Source organism: Pseudomonas spirodelae (genome assembly GCF_034653255.1).
GTDB lineage: Bacteria > Pseudomonadota > Gammaproteobacteria > Pseudomonadales > Pseudomonadaceae > Aquipseudomonas > Aquipseudomonas spirodelae.
In genome coordinates this window covers 39,121-53,560 of record NZ_JAYEET010000045.1, presented here as the reverse complement: position 1 = coordinate 53,560, position 14,440 = coordinate 39,121, and the positions used below count along the sequence as shown (strand labels likewise).

Below are 14,440 nucleotides of genomic sequence, written 5' to 3'. Positions count from 1 at the left end.
CAGCTTCTGCTTAAATCTATTTCATTAGTGGTTGGTTAAAGCGGGAGCTTAAGCATGGAAATCTCAGGCAGCGCCTTCAACTCGGGTATCAGCACCATTCAATCTGGCCAGCGCCGGGTTGATCAGGCCGCGGCGGACATCGCCAGCAACGCGCTCACCCAGCCGCAGCAGCCGAATTCCACGCCGCCAGCCAATCAGGTCAATCCTGCGCCCAGCTCGGCCGAGCAGACTCGTCCCGATTTAGTGGAAAGTCTGGTCGCCTTGCGCCAAGGCCAGAATGAGGCGCAAGCGGGTGCCAAGGTAGTGAAAACTGCTGATGAGGTGCTCGGTACCCTGATTGATACCACGGCCTGAGTCGCCGCCCCGGACGCACTCAAGGCGGTTAAAGGGGTAGGCAACTCCGGGCGAGGAATCATTGCATGCAGATTGGCGGCGCATCGTCCTATCCTGCGGCTGTAGCCAATCCTCTGCCGGCGCGTCTCCTTGTGGCGAGCGTTTCCCCCGATGTATCCCCTGACATTACTCGCGCCGCTCAAGCCCCCGTCACTGCTCCTCAGGCGTTAGCCGATGAGCAATCGGCCTCTGCGCGTGAAGAAACCGACAACCCCGCAGACACCTCTACCAACGCCAATACCTCCGCGCGCACTCAAGGCGAGCCAAGTCCCGAGCAGCAGCAACGTCAGCAGCTCGAAATTGCTGAGCTGGTCAGCCGTGATCAGGAGGTGCGCAGCCATGAGCAAGCCCATGCGGCAGTCGGCGGACAATATGCGGGGGCGCCAACCTATACCTACACGCGTGGCCCGGATGGCAAACGCTATGCCGTGGGCGGCGAAGTGGGTATCGATACCAGCCCCGTGGCGAATGACCCTGAAGCCACACTCAGCAAAATGGATGTGGTGATCCGCGCCGCGTTGGCGCCCGCCGAACCCTCGGCGCAAGACCGCCAGGTGGCGGCGCAAGCCTTGGGGCAGATGGCCGAGGCGCGGGTTCAGCTGGCGCAACTGCAGCGCAGTGAAGCGCAGGCCGACACGGAGGCGCGTGCCGAGCGGCGGCGAGAGGATGAAGAAGAATCCGCCGGCGATGACCCGTCTGTTGCGCCTACCCAGCAGAACCGGTCGCCGCCACCTAATCTTGGTCTGTACGCGCAGCTGAGTGGTTTGCAGGAGCCAACTCCACTTGTCGACCTGATGACTTAAGCGGCGCTTGGGGTGCTTGACATTAAATAGGCATAAACGTATGTTTCAAACGCTTGTTTGATTAGCCTGTTTGCCAATGCGGCAGTCGGGCACCGGATTGCTCCCGAAAACGACCGAATATCCGGTCACCTACACATTAAGAATCCACCGCAGAGGTCAACCGCTATGCCTGATTACAAGGCCCCCTTGCGTGATATCCGTTTCGTACGCGACGAACTGCTCGGCTACGAAGCGCATTATCAGAGCCTGCCTGGCTGCCAGGACGCTACTCCAGACATGGTCGACGCCATCCTTGAGGAAGGCGCCAAGTTCTGTGAGCAAGTACTGTCTCCGCTGAACCGTGTAGGTGACACCGAAGGTTGCACCTGGTCCCCGGAAGGCGTGAAAACCCCTACCGGCTTTAAAGAAGCCTACCAGCAGTATGTTGAAGGCGGCTGGCCGAGCCTGGCGCACGACGCTGACCATGGCGGCCAAGGCCTGCCTGAGTCGCTGGGTCTGGTGCTGAGCGAAATGGTCGGTTCGTCCAACTGGTCGTGGGGCATGTACCCAGGCCTGTCGCACGGTGCGATGAACACTATCGCCGAGCACGGCACCGATGATCAGAAGCACACTTACCTGACCAAGCTGGTGTCCGGCGAGTGGACTGGCACAATGTGCCTGACCGAGCCACATTGCGGTACTGACCTGGGCATGCTGCGCACCAAGGCCGAGCCTCAAGCTGACGGCACCTACAAGATCTCCGGCACCAAGATCTTCATCTCCGCTGGTGAACACGACATGGCTGATAACATCGTCCACATCGTACTGGCGCGTCTGCCCGACGCACCACAGGGCACCAAAGGCATTTCCCTGTTTATCGTGCCGAAGTTCACGGTCAGTACTGAAGGCAATGTCGGTGAGCGCAACACCGTCACTTGCGGTTCGATCGAGCACAAGATGGGCATCCACGGTAACGCCACCTGCGTAATGAACTTTGATGGCGCCACCGGTTACCTGATCGGTCCAGCCAACAAAGGCCTGAACTGCATGTTCACCTTTATGAACACTGCACGTCTGGGTACCGCTTTGCAGGGCCTGGCCCATGCTGAGTTGGGTTTCCAGGGCGGCCTTAAGTACGCTCGTGAGCGTCTGCAGATGCGTTCGTTGACTGGCCCGAAAGCGCCGGACAAGGCTGCTGACCCGATCATCGTCCACCCGGACGTGCGTCGCATGCTGCTGACCATGAAGGCCTTTGCCGAAGGCAATCGCGCGATGGTGTACTTCACCGCCAAGCAGGTTGATATCGTCAAATACAGCAAAGACGAAGCCGAGAAGAAAGCCGCAGACGAACTGCTGGCCTTCCTAACGCCAATCGCCAAAGCCTTCATGACTGAAGTCGGCTTCGAAGCCGCTAACCATGGCATGCAGATCTACGGTGGCCACGGCTTTATCGCCGAGTGGGGCATGGAACAGAACGTTCGCGACTGCCGTATCTCCATGATGTACGAAGGCACCACCGGTATTCAGGCCCTCGACCTGCTGGGTCGTAAGATTCTGATGACCCAAGGCGGCGCGCTGAAGAACTTCACCAAGATCGTGCACAAGTTCTGCCAGACCAACGAAGCCAACGAAGCCATTAAAGGCCTCGTTGAGCCGCTGGCCAAGCTGAACAAAGAGTGGGGCGACATCACCATGAAAGTGGGCATGGCCGCCATGAAAGACCGTGAAGAAGTCGGTGCCGCTTCGGTGGACTACCTGATGTACTCCGGTTATGCCTGCCTTGCTTACTTCTGGGCTGACATGGCGCGTCTGGCTGCCGAGAAGATTGCTGCCGGTGCTGAAGACGAGGCGTTCTACAAAGCCAAGCTGCAGACCGCCAACTTCTACTTCGCGCGTATTCTGCCGCGTACCCGTACGCACGTAGAAGCGATGCTGTCTGGCGCCAACAACCTGATGGACATGGCCGAAGAAGACTTCGCGCTGGGCTACTAAGCCTCAGTCCGTATCTGGTCAAGAAAACCGCTGCCCTTTGGGTGGCGGTTTTTTTATGGCCGCTCATTCGCGACCGCTCACCGTGAACCGTTGGCCGGTTAAGAACGCACACACACAAGTCTGTGGGTTTAACAGCGGTTCTGGATGCGCAATGTGCGTGCTACAGGCAAAATACGCGGCGTTAACTACTTTTCGCCGCTACATGGTGCCCGTTTTGTCGCGTTTTTCTGCTGTGCGTTTCGGCCATTTTCTGCCTTCGTTGCTGCTTCTGCTCGGTGGTTTTCTGTTAGCGCGATTGGCCGGCCTGAATGAGTTCCTCACATCACTGTTCAATGTGCTGCCGACCTTGCTGCTGTTGCTCGGTGGCGCGTTCTGCTTAGCGTACGGTCGCCAGCGCGAAGTGTTCCTGCTGTTAACGCTTTATCTGGGTTACTTCCTGCTCGATACCCAGGTCGATCACTTCCGTGAAGTGGGGCAGGTGCGCAGCGACGCGGCGCTGATCTTCCACCTCTGTAGCCTGTTGTTGCCACTGCTCTACGGGCTCTATGCCGCCTGGCAAGAGCGTACTCATCTGCTGCAAGACCTGATCGCCCGGGCTGCGGTCCTGTTCGCCGTAGGTGCGGTGGCGGTGGGCATGGCGCAGCGTTTTCCTGAGGCATTGCTGCATTGGTTGTCGCGGGTGCGTTGGCCGGCGTTGCAGGTGGAGTGGTTGGCGCTGGTGCAGTTGGCCTATCCGGCATTTTTGTTAGGGCTGATTGCGCTGCTGGTGCAGTACCTGCGGGCGCCACGGCCATTGCATGCGGCGCAGTTGCTAGGGCTGTGCGGCGTGCTGTGGATGCTGCCGAATATCTTCATATTGCCTAATGCGCTGAATGTGATGAGCAGCCTGATCATGCTGATGCTTATAGCAGCTGTCGCGCATGAGGCCTATCAGATGGCTTTCCGCGATGAACTCACGGGTCTGCCGGGCCGCCGCGCCCTGAATGAGCGTTTGCAGCGACTGGGTCGCAGTTATGTGATCGCGATGGCTGATGTTGACCACTTCAAGAAGTTCAACGACACCCACGGCCACGATGTCGGCGATCAGGTGCTACGCTTGGTCGCCCGCCAGCTGAGCAAGATCGGCGGTGGTGGTAAGGCTTATCGCTACGGCGGCGAGGAGTTCACCCTGGTTATCCCTGGCAAGACGCTTGAGGAGTGCCTGCCTCATCTTGAGGTGGTACGTCAGGCCATCGCAGCCTATCGCATCCAGCTGCGCGACCCACACACGCGCCCGCAAGACGACAAGCAGGGGCGGGCACGTCGCGCCGGCAGTGCGGCGAGTCATGTGTCGGTAACTGTCAGCATGGGTGTGGCTGAGCGAGGCCTGGAGCGGCGCAACCCTGAAGAGGTGTTAAAGGCCGCCGACCAGGCGTTGTACAGCGCCAAGAGCGCCGGGCGTAATTGCGTCCGCAGTTTTGACCTGCGCCGCGGCGCGCTCAAAAACGACAGTGCACGCGCCTAAGGCCTTCAGCTAATGACAGTGTATTCAGCATTCGCACGGTGATTGTTGCTGTCCGGCGGGGGCCGTAGCGTAGGTGCTAAATCAACGCTCTAGCTGACGGAGAAGCCAGCATGCCCGAGTACAAAGCCCCCCAGCGCGATATGCAGTTTTTGATCGACGAAGTTTTCGATTTTCACGCGAGCTATGCCGCGATGGGTGCCAGCGATGCCACCCCGGACATGGTCAGTGCGATCCTTTCCGAGGGCGCGAAGTTCTGTGAGCAGGTGCTGGCCCCATTGAATCGCTCGGGCGATGAAGAGGAATGCCAGATCAACGAGGGTGTGGTGACCACGCCCAAGGGCTTCAAGGAAGCCTTCGCCCAGTACGTTGAGGGCGGCTGGAACGGTCTTTCCGCTGATCCGGTTTACGGTGGCCAAGGCTTGCCGTCCTCACTGGGGTTAATCATCAGCGAGATGGTCGGCTCCAGTAATTTGTCCTGGGGTATGTATCCTGGGCTGACCCACGGTGCGATGTCGGCGATTCATGCCCACGGCAGCGAAGCACAGAAACAGACCTACCTGAGCAAACTCACCGAAGGTCGCTGGACCGGCACCATGTGCCTGACTGAAGCCCATTGCGGTACCGACCTGGGCCTGATCAAAACCCGTGCCTTGCCCCAGGCCGATGGCAGCTATGCGGTCAGCGGCAGCAAGATCTTTATCTCCGCTGGCGAGCACGACATGAGCGAGAACATCGTGCACCTGGTGCTGGCCAAGCTGCCCGATGCGCCGGCTGGCACGCGTGGTATTTCGCTGTTTATCGTGCCCAAATTTCTACCGGATGCGCAGGGCGAGGCGGGCGCGCGCAATGGCGTTAGTTGCGGCTCGATCGAGCACAAGATGGGCATCAAGGCCTCGGCCACCTGCGTGATGAACTTCGATGGCGCCACCGGTTACCTGATCGGCGAGGCCAACAAGGGTCTTAACTGCATGTTCACCATGATGAACCACGCGCGCCTGGGCACCGGCATGCAGGGTCTGTGTCTCGGTGAGACCAGCTTCCAGGGCGCGATCAAGTACGCCACGGAGCGCCTGCAGATGCGTGCGCTGACCGGGCCGAAAGCCCCGGATAAAGCCGCCGACCCGATCATCGTGCACCCTGATGTGCGGCGTATGTTGTTGACCATGAAGGCGCTGAACGAAGGCAATCGTGCGCTGGCCTATTTCACCGCGCAGTTGATCGACCAAGCGCACAGCGGCGCCAGTGCCGAGCAACGTGAAGAGGCGGAAAACCTCTTGGCGTTCCTCACTCCGATCTGCAAAGCCTTTATGACCGAGACGGGTCTGGAGGTGACCAACCATGGTATGCAGGTATTCGGCGGCCATGGTTTTATCCGCGAATGGGGCATGGAGCAGTTGGTACGCGACTGCCGCATTGCCCTGATCTACGAAGGCACTAACGGTATTCAGGCTCTCGACCTACTCGGGCGCAAGGTGCTCGGCAGCCAGGGCAAGTTGCTGCGCGGGTTTACCAAGGTCGTGCATAAATTCTGCGAGGCCCAAGCCGAGCATCCACAGCTCAAGGGCTATGTCGCGCAACTGGCGACACTCAACCAGCAGTGGGGCGCGCTGACCCAGAAGATCGGTATGGCTGCGATGAAGAACCCGGACGAGGTCGGTGCGGCGTCGATGGATTACTTGATGTACTCCGGCTACGTCATCCTAGGGTACTTCTGGCTGCGCATGGCTGAGGTGGCCGAGCAGCAGTTGGCGGCAGGCGCGAGCGATGCGGCGTTCTACCAAGCCAAGCTGGCCACGTGCGAGTTCTACTTCAAGCGCCTGTTGCCGCGTACGGCCATGCACCTGGCCGGTGCCGAGGCGGGCAGTGAATGCCTGATGCGCTTGCCGGCTGAGCACTTCGCGCTCTGACAGACGGTACGTACTGGTAAAAGCCCGCCATTTGGCGGGTTTTTGCTGTGTGGGGCGGGTTAAATACGGGTTGACTTATTGGTCATTACGCGACGCTATGTGTCTAAAAAGTTGTTCGGTTAGACTCCCAGCACATCTTTATACCTGCTGGTTCGTCCGAGGATTTGCCCCATGGCTCACTACAAAGCCCCCCTGCGTGATATGCGCTTCGTACTTAATGAAGTGTTTGAAGTTTCCAAGCTGTGGGCCCAGTTGCCGGCCCTGGCGGAAGTGGTGGATGAAGACACCGCCGCAGCCATTCTCGAAGAGGCCGGCAAGGTCACGGCCGGTACTATCGCCCCGCTCAATCGCAGTGGCGACGAAGAAGGTTGCTCCTGGGCAGACGGCGCGGTGAAAACCCCAGCTGGCTTCCCCGAGGCCTACCAGACCTACGCCGATGGCGGCTGGGTGGGTGTGGGTGGCGATCCGCTCTTTGGCGGCATGGGCATGCCCAAGGCGATCTCGGCCCAGGTCGAGGAAATGGTCAACTCGGCCAACCTCTCTTTCGGCCTGTACCCAATGCTGACGGCCGGTGCCTGCCTGTCGATCAACGCTCACGCCAGCGAAGAGCTGAAAGAAAAGTACCTGCCAAACATGTATTCCGGCCAGTGGGCAGGCTCCATGTGCCTGACCGAGCCGCATGCCGGCACCGACCTGGGCATCATCCGCACCAAGGCTGAGCCTCAGGCTGACGGCAGCTTCAAGATTTCCGGCACCAAGATCTTTATCACCGGCGGCGAGCACGACCTGACCGAGAACATCATTCACCTGGTGTTGGCCAAACTGCCCGACGCCCCGGCTGGGCCGAAAGGCATCTCGCTGTTCCTCGTGCCGAAGGTGATGGTCAATGACGACGGTTCGCTGGGCGAGCACAACGCGCTGTCCTGCGGTTCGATCGAGCACAAGATGGGCATCAAGGCGTCCGCCACCTGCGTGATGAACTTCGACGGCGCCACTGGCTGGATCGTCGATGCGCCGAACAAGGGCCTTGCGGCCATGTTCACCATGATGAACTACGAGCGCCTGGGCGTTGGCATTCAGGGTCTGTCCCTAGGTGAGCGCAGCTACCAGAACGCCGTCGAGTATGCCCGCGACCGTATCCAGAGCCGCGCGCCGACTGGCCCAGTGGCGAAAGACAAAGCTGCCGACCCGATCATCGTGCACCCAGACGTGCGCCGCATGCTGCTGACCATGAAAGCGCTGAACGAAGGCGGTCGTGCCTTCTCCAGCTACGTGGCCATGCAGCTCGACACCGCCAAGTTCAGCGAAGACGCCGCCACCCGCAAACGTGCCGAAGAGCTGGTTGCTTTGCTGACGCCGGTCGCCAAGGCCTTCCTCACCGACATGGCGCTGGAAACCACCGTACATGGCCAGCAGATCTTCGGCGGCCACGGCTTTATCCGTGAGTGGGGCCAGGAGCAGCTGATTCGTGACTGCCGCATCACCCAAATCTATGAAGGCACCAACGGCATTCAGGCGCTCGACTTGGTCGGCCGTAAAGTGGTCGGCAGCGGCGGTGCGTTCTACAAGCACTTCGCCGAAGAGATCAAAGCCTTCACCGACTCGGCTGACAGCAACCTGGCCGAGTTCGTTAACCCGCTGAAAGAGGCCATCGCCAATCTTGAGCTGATGACCGCTGACCTGCTGGAACGCGCCAAGGCCAACCCGAATGAAGTCGGCGCTGCGTCGGTGGAGTACCTGCAGGTGTTCGGTTACACCGCCTATGCCTACATGTGGGCACTGATGGCACGCACCGCGCTGGCCAAGCAGGATCAGGACGAGTTCTACGTCAGCAAGCTGGGCACCGCGCGTTTCTACTTCGCTCGCCTGCTGCCGCGTATTCATTCGCTGACGGCGTCGGTTAAAGCCGGTAGCGAGTCGTTGTATCTACTGGATGCTGCGCAGTTCTAAGCGTTTCGGCATAACAAAAAAACCGGCCAGTTCGCCGGTTTTTTTGTGCCTGGGTATAGCGCTTAATCGCTGAGCGCCTACGGATCAGTTATTGATCTGCTGCTCGACCAGTTCGGGGTTATCGATAAAGCGATTGCGTGTGCCCTGCAGGTCGGCAATCTTGTCGTTGCGCGCTATTTCGTCGGCGTCCGGTGGGTCCATCTGGTGCCACTGCTTGTACACCTGCACTTGGCCGACGATGGGCAGGCCGTACTCGACGTGCATATAGAAGATCGCCCGTGCGACGTTGCCCTTGGCTTCGTCACGTGGTTCTACCAGTTGGAAGCTGGTTTTCATGTCGCAGCCGATGTCATCGAATTTGCTTGGCACGCTGTCGTCCAGGTCGCCGAACTGCGCGTTACGCCGCACCAGCTCGACGCGGGTCAGGGCCGGGTAGAGGTTGTGTAGGTCAGACGCCATATAGACGTAGCGCGGATTCATGATCGCGCACTGGCGGTTGGTGACACAGCGCAGGGCACTTTTCAGCTGCTTGCTGCTGTAAACCGGGCTGGCTTTGAACTGGCCGCTTTCCCCGCTAAAGGCTTTGCCGCAATACAACGAGGTGCCGCCCTGGGCATAAAGCGGGTTCCAGAACAGTTGTACGGCGGCTTTGGGATCGGAAAGTTGGTTTTGCCCATTGGCGAATGCAAGCGGGCTGATGCTGGCTGCCAGGCAGCCGATGACAAGAAGCAGTGAGCGCATAAGTGGCCCCAATGACCGCCGTTGACGGGGTCTGTTGTTGTTTTGGTAAGACGCCTCGAGTCTAACAAGACCTGCGTCACAAAATAAAGCCGAGCAGGTGCTTGGTTGTGGCGATGTAAGCCATTGCTTACATCCTGTGCTGCGGATCGCCACTATGCCTGGCATCGGCCGATGGCTAATCTGTGCCCATGGACGTCGCGCAGGAAGCGCATTGAAAAAAAGGGATACGTGGGATAGCTGCCAGGACGGCAAGCAGATCAAGGATGACAGCAAACAGTCTGCAAAAGCCCCGCAATCGCGGGGTTTTCTTTTTTGTGCTCAGCGCATCCATGCGCTTCACCCCTCCGGGGCTGGCGCGCAAAAACGCTCCCGACGTTTTTGTGGACTGCCATCCAAGGCAGCCACCCTTCGGGCGCATTACTGCGCGATGTTAAAAACTGCTCCAGGCAATTTTTATGGCGTTCGCTAAGCCGTATAACCCTTCTTGAACTGCCGCACGCTAGCGTGTGATCACGCTAAATACCGCGCTGGCGCGGGCGATGCGCGCTGATTCGACCACAAAGTAGCAATTGGCAAACGCCAGGCTTTTGCCGACCTTTTGTACATCGGTTTCGATGCTTATCCAGTCGCCGAGCTTGGCGGTACCGGCGTAGTCGATGCTCAGGCTGCTGGTGACTATTGGCGTGGGCGGCTCCTGGGCGAAGGCGCTGTTATAGCCCAGGGCCACATCGGCCAGGCTGCTGAGTACGCCACCATGCACCAGGCCTCGGGCATTGCAGTGTTTCTCCTCGGCGCGCAGGCCGATCACCAGGCCTGTGTCCATACGCTGGTTGTAGATCGGCCCGAGCAAATCAAGAAAGGGGCTGCTGCGAAACAGTGGGGTAAAGCCTGCTGGGATCATGCTCATCAGCGAAACCTCCTTTGCTCTGGGTTGTTCAGGCCACCTGGCGCTGCGCCTGTAATTCGGCAAACCAGTTCAGCGTTTCATCCCACAGCGACTGCGCCGCCGGGCGGAAGTAGCCCATATGGCCGAGAGGACCGATGCTGGCTACGGAATCGATGGTGCGCGCTTGGTAGGGCGCGGCGCTGTAAGCGGCCATAAAGGCATCGCGCGAGGCAGGCGGTGCCCACAGGTCGTCCAGGGCGTTGGCGGCAATGATCGGCGTGCTGACCTGGGCGAAGCGCTCGGCGAGATCCGGCATCTGCGGGTCTTCGAAGAAATAGCGTGGGAAGCTGCACCAGCGCTTCCACTGTTTGTATACGCCCAGCGGCAAATCCTCGCCCATGCCCAGCTTGCTCCAGGCCAGGTAGCCCTTGTAGCGGGTCAGTAGTGGGCCGATCAGCCGCCACATGGTCAGCACGCGTAGCTGCTCGGCTTTGGGCATCCAGCCGTGCCAACCGGCTCCGGTGCCGAAGGTGTAGAAGCCTTGGACTTGGTCATGGTTGGGCAGCAGGCCGAAGGCATGCCCGCCAAAGGAGTGGCCGACCATATACAGCGGCCGCTGTGGATGACGATGCTGATCGACAGCCGCTGCCAGGTCGAGGTGCGCCCAGTCCAGATAATCCATGGCAAAGCCGCGCAGGCTGTCCGGTTTCGATTGACCGATACCGCGATAATCCAGGGTCAAGGTGCTGTAGCCGCGCTGCGCGGCATATTCGGCAAAGCGCCGGTAGAAACCCTGAGGTACGCCGGTGGCGCCGGCAATTACAAGTTGCGCCACTGGCTCCGGGGCGTGATACAGCGTGGCGGTGAGCGGATAACCGTCGAGTGCCGGCAGCTGCACGCTTTCGCTAAGAATGGCTGGGGTGTTCATGGGCGGACTCCTCCCGGAAACTGTTCGCGGGTCAGGTTGAACAGGGCAGTGGCAGCGCGCTTGAGCGGCTCGCTACTACCGGCCACGCGGGCTTGCAGCAGCCCGCCTTCATACAGCGCGACAAACAGAGCGGCGAGGTTATCCGCCTGTTCGCTGGGGTAGCCGTAGGCATGCAGTTGCGCACTCAACGTTTGGCGCACGGCGCTAAAACTGCGCTGCAGGGCGGCGCGAATCTCCAGATCTTCCGGGCCGCTTTCCAGGGCTATGGTGGCCAGCGGGCAACCGCGTTCGAACTGGCTGTTCTCCAGCTGCTGCAGTGCGCCTTGCAACCAGTTGTGCAGCGCCTTGAGCGGGTCCGGCTGCTGGGTAAAAAGCTGGCTGAAGAGGCTGTCGATATGCCGGCTGATATGGTCGATAGCCGCCACCGCGAGCTCGCTTTTACCGCCAGGGAAATGGTGATAAAGGCTGCCCTTGGGCGCGCCGGCAATTTCCAGTAGCTCGCTCAGGCCCACACCATGCAGCCCCTTGCGTTGCAGGGCGTCGGCCATGGCGTGAATCAGCTTGTCGCGGGTCGAGGTCTTTTTCATAGGTTAAATATATAGACCGGTCGGTCTATTTTTCCAAGAGTTTTTTCCACCATGCGGTATCTGGATGACACCGCATAAGCCAAGCGTCAGGACGCGTGGAGTTGCCCGCAGGCGCTTTAGGGCCTGCAGTTTTGCGCCGGCGAGCATTCGCTGCAGCGCTTTTCCGCTACCATCGGCAGCTCCCTCGCATGCGATAAGGATTGCCCCATGTCCACTGCCACGCTGATTTTCCTGACGGTTGCCGCCGCGCTGATTTTTTTCGTGATTGGTATCTACAACCAATTAGTGAAGCTGCGTAACCGCTTTCAGAATGCCTTTGCGCAGATCGAGGTGCAGCTCAAGCGCCGCTATGACCTGATCCCTAACCTGGTGGAAACCGCCAAGGGCTATATGGCCCATGAGCGGGAAACCCTGGAGGCGGTGATTGCTGCGCGTAACAACGCGGTAACCGGGCTTAAGGCCGCCGCGGCGCAACCCGGCAATGCTCAGGGCATGGCACAACTGAGCGGCGCAGAAGGGCTGTTGAACAGTGCTCTTGGCCGTTTGAATGTCACGCTTGAGGCCTACCCGGACCTCAAGGCCTCGGCGAATATGCAGCAGCTCAGTGAAGAGTTGAGCAGCACCGAGAACAAGGTGGCCTTCGCTCGCCAGGCCTTTAACGACGCGGTGATGGCCTACAACAGCTACAAACAGTCTTTCCCGCCGGTGTTACTGGCTGCCAGTTTCGGTCACGCGCAAGACGCCAGCCTGCTGGAATTCGCCGACAGCGCCGCGATTCAAGACGCGCCGAAGGTGTCGTTCTGAACTAAGGGCGCACTGGGATGAATTTCTTCGAGCAGCAGGATCGCGCCCGGCGTCACAGCGGGCGTTTATTGATGCTGATGGTGCTGGCGGTTCTGAGTTTAATCACCCTGACCAGCCTGGCGTTAGGGGCAATCTGGCAGTTATTCGGCAACGACCAGAATTCCCTGGGTCTGCTTGATGGCCCGGGCAGCCTACTGCCCAGTTGGCCATTGGTAGGCGGCGTGGCGCTGGCGGTTGTCGGTGTGGTGTTGCTGGGCAGCCTGTACAAGCAGCTGCAACTGAGCCGAGGCGGGCAGGCGATTGCCGAGCGTCTGGGTGGGCGCTTGATCAACCTGTCGCCACAGAGCCTCGAAGAGCGCCGGCTACTCAATGTGGTCGAGGAAATGGCTCTGGCCTCGGGCACCTCGGTGCCGCCGGTGTATGTGCTCGATGATGTCGGGATCAACGCGTTTGCCGCCGGCCTGACGCCGCAGGATGCGGTGATTGGGATAACCCGAGGGGCGATCTGCCAGCTCAGCCGCGATGAATTGCAGGGCGTGATTGCCCATGAATTCAGTCATATCTTCCACGGCGATATGCGCCTCAATACCCGCCTGGTGTCAGTGCTGCATGGCATTCTGCTGCTGGGGCTGATCGGTGGGTTTCTACTGCGCAGCAGCGGTCGCGGTCGTCGCTCCAGTCGCGATAATTCGGTGGCGGTGGTGCTCGCCATCGGTGTCACGCTGTGGGTGTTGGGCTATGCCGGGACCTTTTTCGGCAACCTGATCAAAGCGGCGGTGAGCCGCCAGCGCGAATTTCTTGCCGATGCTTCGGCGGTGCAATATACCCGCAATCCGGAGAGCATCGCCGGGGCTTTGAAGAAAATCGGCGGCAACCTCTACGGCTCACAACTGCAGGCCGGGCATGCTGCCGAGTTCAGCCATATGTACTTTGCCGCCGGCATCAGTCAGGCATTGGAAGGCATGCTGGCCACCCATCCACCGCTCGATCAGCGCATTCGCCGGATTACTCCCGGCTGGGATGGCCGTTACCCGCAGCTGCCGGCGCTCAGCGCTGCAGCTCCGGCCGCAGCGGGCAGTGATTCACCCGCCCGCGTGTCTGGTGCGAGTGCCTTTGTGCCGGGTTTAAGCTCAGCCTCGGCGAGTGAGGCAATTGGCGCCATTGGTGATCCGCAGGCGCTGCACCTTGTCGTTGCGCGTCGCTCACTGGCGCAGCTGGATGAGGTCTTGAGTGCGGCGGCGCACAGCTGCAATGGCGCCGAGGCGTTGCTCTACGGTCTATTGCTCGACCCGGCTGAGGCGCAATCGGCGCAGCAGTTGGCCCTGCTGCAGCCGCGTATCAGCGCCGAAGTGGCGACGCAGCTTGAATGCGTGCGCTCGCCGCTACGTCAGTTGCCCGCGGGCATGCGCTTGCCCCTGTTGGACTTGGCCATGCCGGCGCTCAAGCAATTGGCTGTCGATCAGTTCGCCGCACTTAAGGCCAACCTGGCGCTGCTGATTCGCGCCGATGGCCGGGTTGCTCTACTGGAATGGACCTTGCTGCGCATTGTCGAGCGCAATGTCGAAGGCGTTCGCGCACAAGCCAGCCGCTACGCGCTGCCGGAGTTGGCCACTGAAGTGCGCGTGGTGTTGTCACTGCTGGCCCGTGCGGGTGGCGTGGATGAGGCGGCCGCGCAACGCGCCTTCAACCAGGCGGACAGCGAACTACCGTTCAGTGTTGGCCAACTGCTAGCGGCCGATGCCAGTGGTTTGTTGGCGCTAGAGCATGCACTGCGGCGTTTAAGCCTGCTGCGGCCGTTGCAGACGCCGCAGTTGCTCAAGGCCATGGCGCGCTGCATCGAACATGACGGCCAGATCAATGCCGCTGAGGCCGAGTTGCTGCGCGCTGTGGCCGATATTCTTGATTGCCCGATGCCGCCCCTGCTCGCAGCGCGTGCCTGAGCGGCTGGCCTTGATACTTCATTAAA

12 protein-coding genes are annotated in these 14,440 nt (G+C 60.2%); 8 read left to right on the top strand and 4 right to left on the bottom strand.

Features of this window, described 5'->3' with window-relative positions:
- Positions 1 to 54 precede the first annotated feature (54 nt).
- From SOP97_RS14715 to SOP97_RS14690, 6 genes are all read left to right on the top strand, one after another.
- On the top strand, positions 55 to 354 hold the full coding sequence (locus SOP97_RS14715) for a hypothetical protein (RefSeq protein ID WP_322949834.1): 300 nt from the start codon (positions 55 to 57) through the stop codon (positions 352 to 354).
- 65 nt (positions 355 to 419) lie between these two features.
- A complete protein-coding gene (locus SOP97_RS14710) occupies positions 420 to 1,196 on the top strand; it encodes a putative metalloprotease CJM1_0395 family protein (RefSeq protein ID WP_322949831.1) in 777 nt (258 codons plus the stop codon).
- Positions 1,197 to 1,361: 165 nt separating this feature from the next.
- Entirely contained in the window at positions 1,362 to 3,167 is a 1,806-nt protein-coding gene (locus SOP97_RS14705; RefSeq protein WP_322949830.1) for a phenylacyl-CoA dehydrogenase, read from the top strand.
- 214 nt (positions 3,168 to 3,381) lie between these two features.
- Positions 3,382 to 4,671, top strand: coding sequence for a GGDEF domain-containing protein (locus SOP97_RS14700; protein ID WP_322949828.1), 1,290 nt, complete (start codon positions 3,382 to 3,384; stop codon positions 4,669 to 4,671).
- Between the two features lie 110 nt (positions 4,672 to 4,781).
- Positions 4,782 to 6,578: an acyl-CoA dehydrogenase C-terminal domain-containing protein gene (locus tag SOP97_RS14695; protein ID WP_274089141.1), complete on the top strand. Its 1,797-nt coding sequence runs from the start codon at positions 4,782 to 4,784 to the stop codon at positions 6,576 to 6,578.
- Between the two features lie 171 nt (positions 6,579 to 6,749).
- On the top strand, positions 6,750 to 8,528 hold the full coding sequence (locus tag SOP97_RS14690) for an acyl-CoA dehydrogenase C-terminal domain-containing protein (RefSeq protein WP_322949826.1): 1,779 nt from the start codon (positions 6,750 to 6,752) through the stop codon (positions 8,526 to 8,528).
- A gap of 84 nt (positions 8,529 to 8,612) precedes the next feature.
- On the opposite strand, the gene SOP97_RS14685 is transcribed toward SOP97_RS14690, so the two are convergent.
- The 4 genes from SOP97_RS14685 to SOP97_RS14670 form a co-directional block, all read right to left on the bottom strand.
- Positions 8,613 to 9,269: an endonuclease I family protein gene (locus tag SOP97_RS14685; RefSeq protein WP_322949823.1), complete on the bottom strand. Its 657-nt coding sequence runs from the start codon at positions 9,267 to 9,269 to the stop codon at positions 8,613 to 8,615.
- 499 nt (positions 9,270 to 9,768) lie between these two features.
- A complete protein-coding gene (locus SOP97_RS14680) occupies positions 9,769 to 10,176 on the bottom strand; it encodes a PaaI family thioesterase (RefSeq protein WP_322949821.1) in 408 nt (135 codons plus the stop codon).
- A 28-nt stretch (positions 10,177 to 10,204) separates the two neighbouring features.
- Positions 10,205 to 11,083, bottom strand: a complete 879-nt coding sequence (locus SOP97_RS14675; RefSeq protein WP_322949819.1) for an alpha/beta hydrolase family protein — start codon at positions 11,081 to 11,083, stop codon at positions 10,205 to 10,207.
- Positions 11,080 to 11,670 (bottom strand): TetR/AcrR family transcriptional regulator, encoded by a 591-nt coding sequence (locus SOP97_RS14670; RefSeq protein WP_322949817.1) that lies wholly within the window; start codon positions 11,668 to 11,670, stop codon positions 11,080 to 11,082. Before SOP97_RS14670 ends, SOP97_RS14675 begins: the two co-directional genes overlap by 4 nt.
- A 207-nt stretch (positions 11,671 to 11,877) precedes the next feature.
- Between SOP97_RS14670 and SOP97_RS14665 the strand changes: the two genes are divergently transcribed.
- Entirely contained in the window at positions 11,878 to 12,474 is a 597-nt protein-coding gene (locus SOP97_RS14665) for a LemA family protein (RefSeq protein ID WP_274089135.1), read from the top strand.
- A 17-nt stretch (positions 12,475 to 12,491) separates the two neighbouring features.
- The gene (locus SOP97_RS14660; RefSeq protein ID WP_322949815.1) at positions 12,492 to 14,414 is read left to right on the top strand and encodes a M48 family metallopeptidase; all 1,923 of its coding nucleotides are present in this window, start codon (positions 12,492 to 12,494) and stop codon (positions 14,412 to 14,414) included.
- Positions 14,415 to 14,440 lie beyond the last annotated feature (26 nt).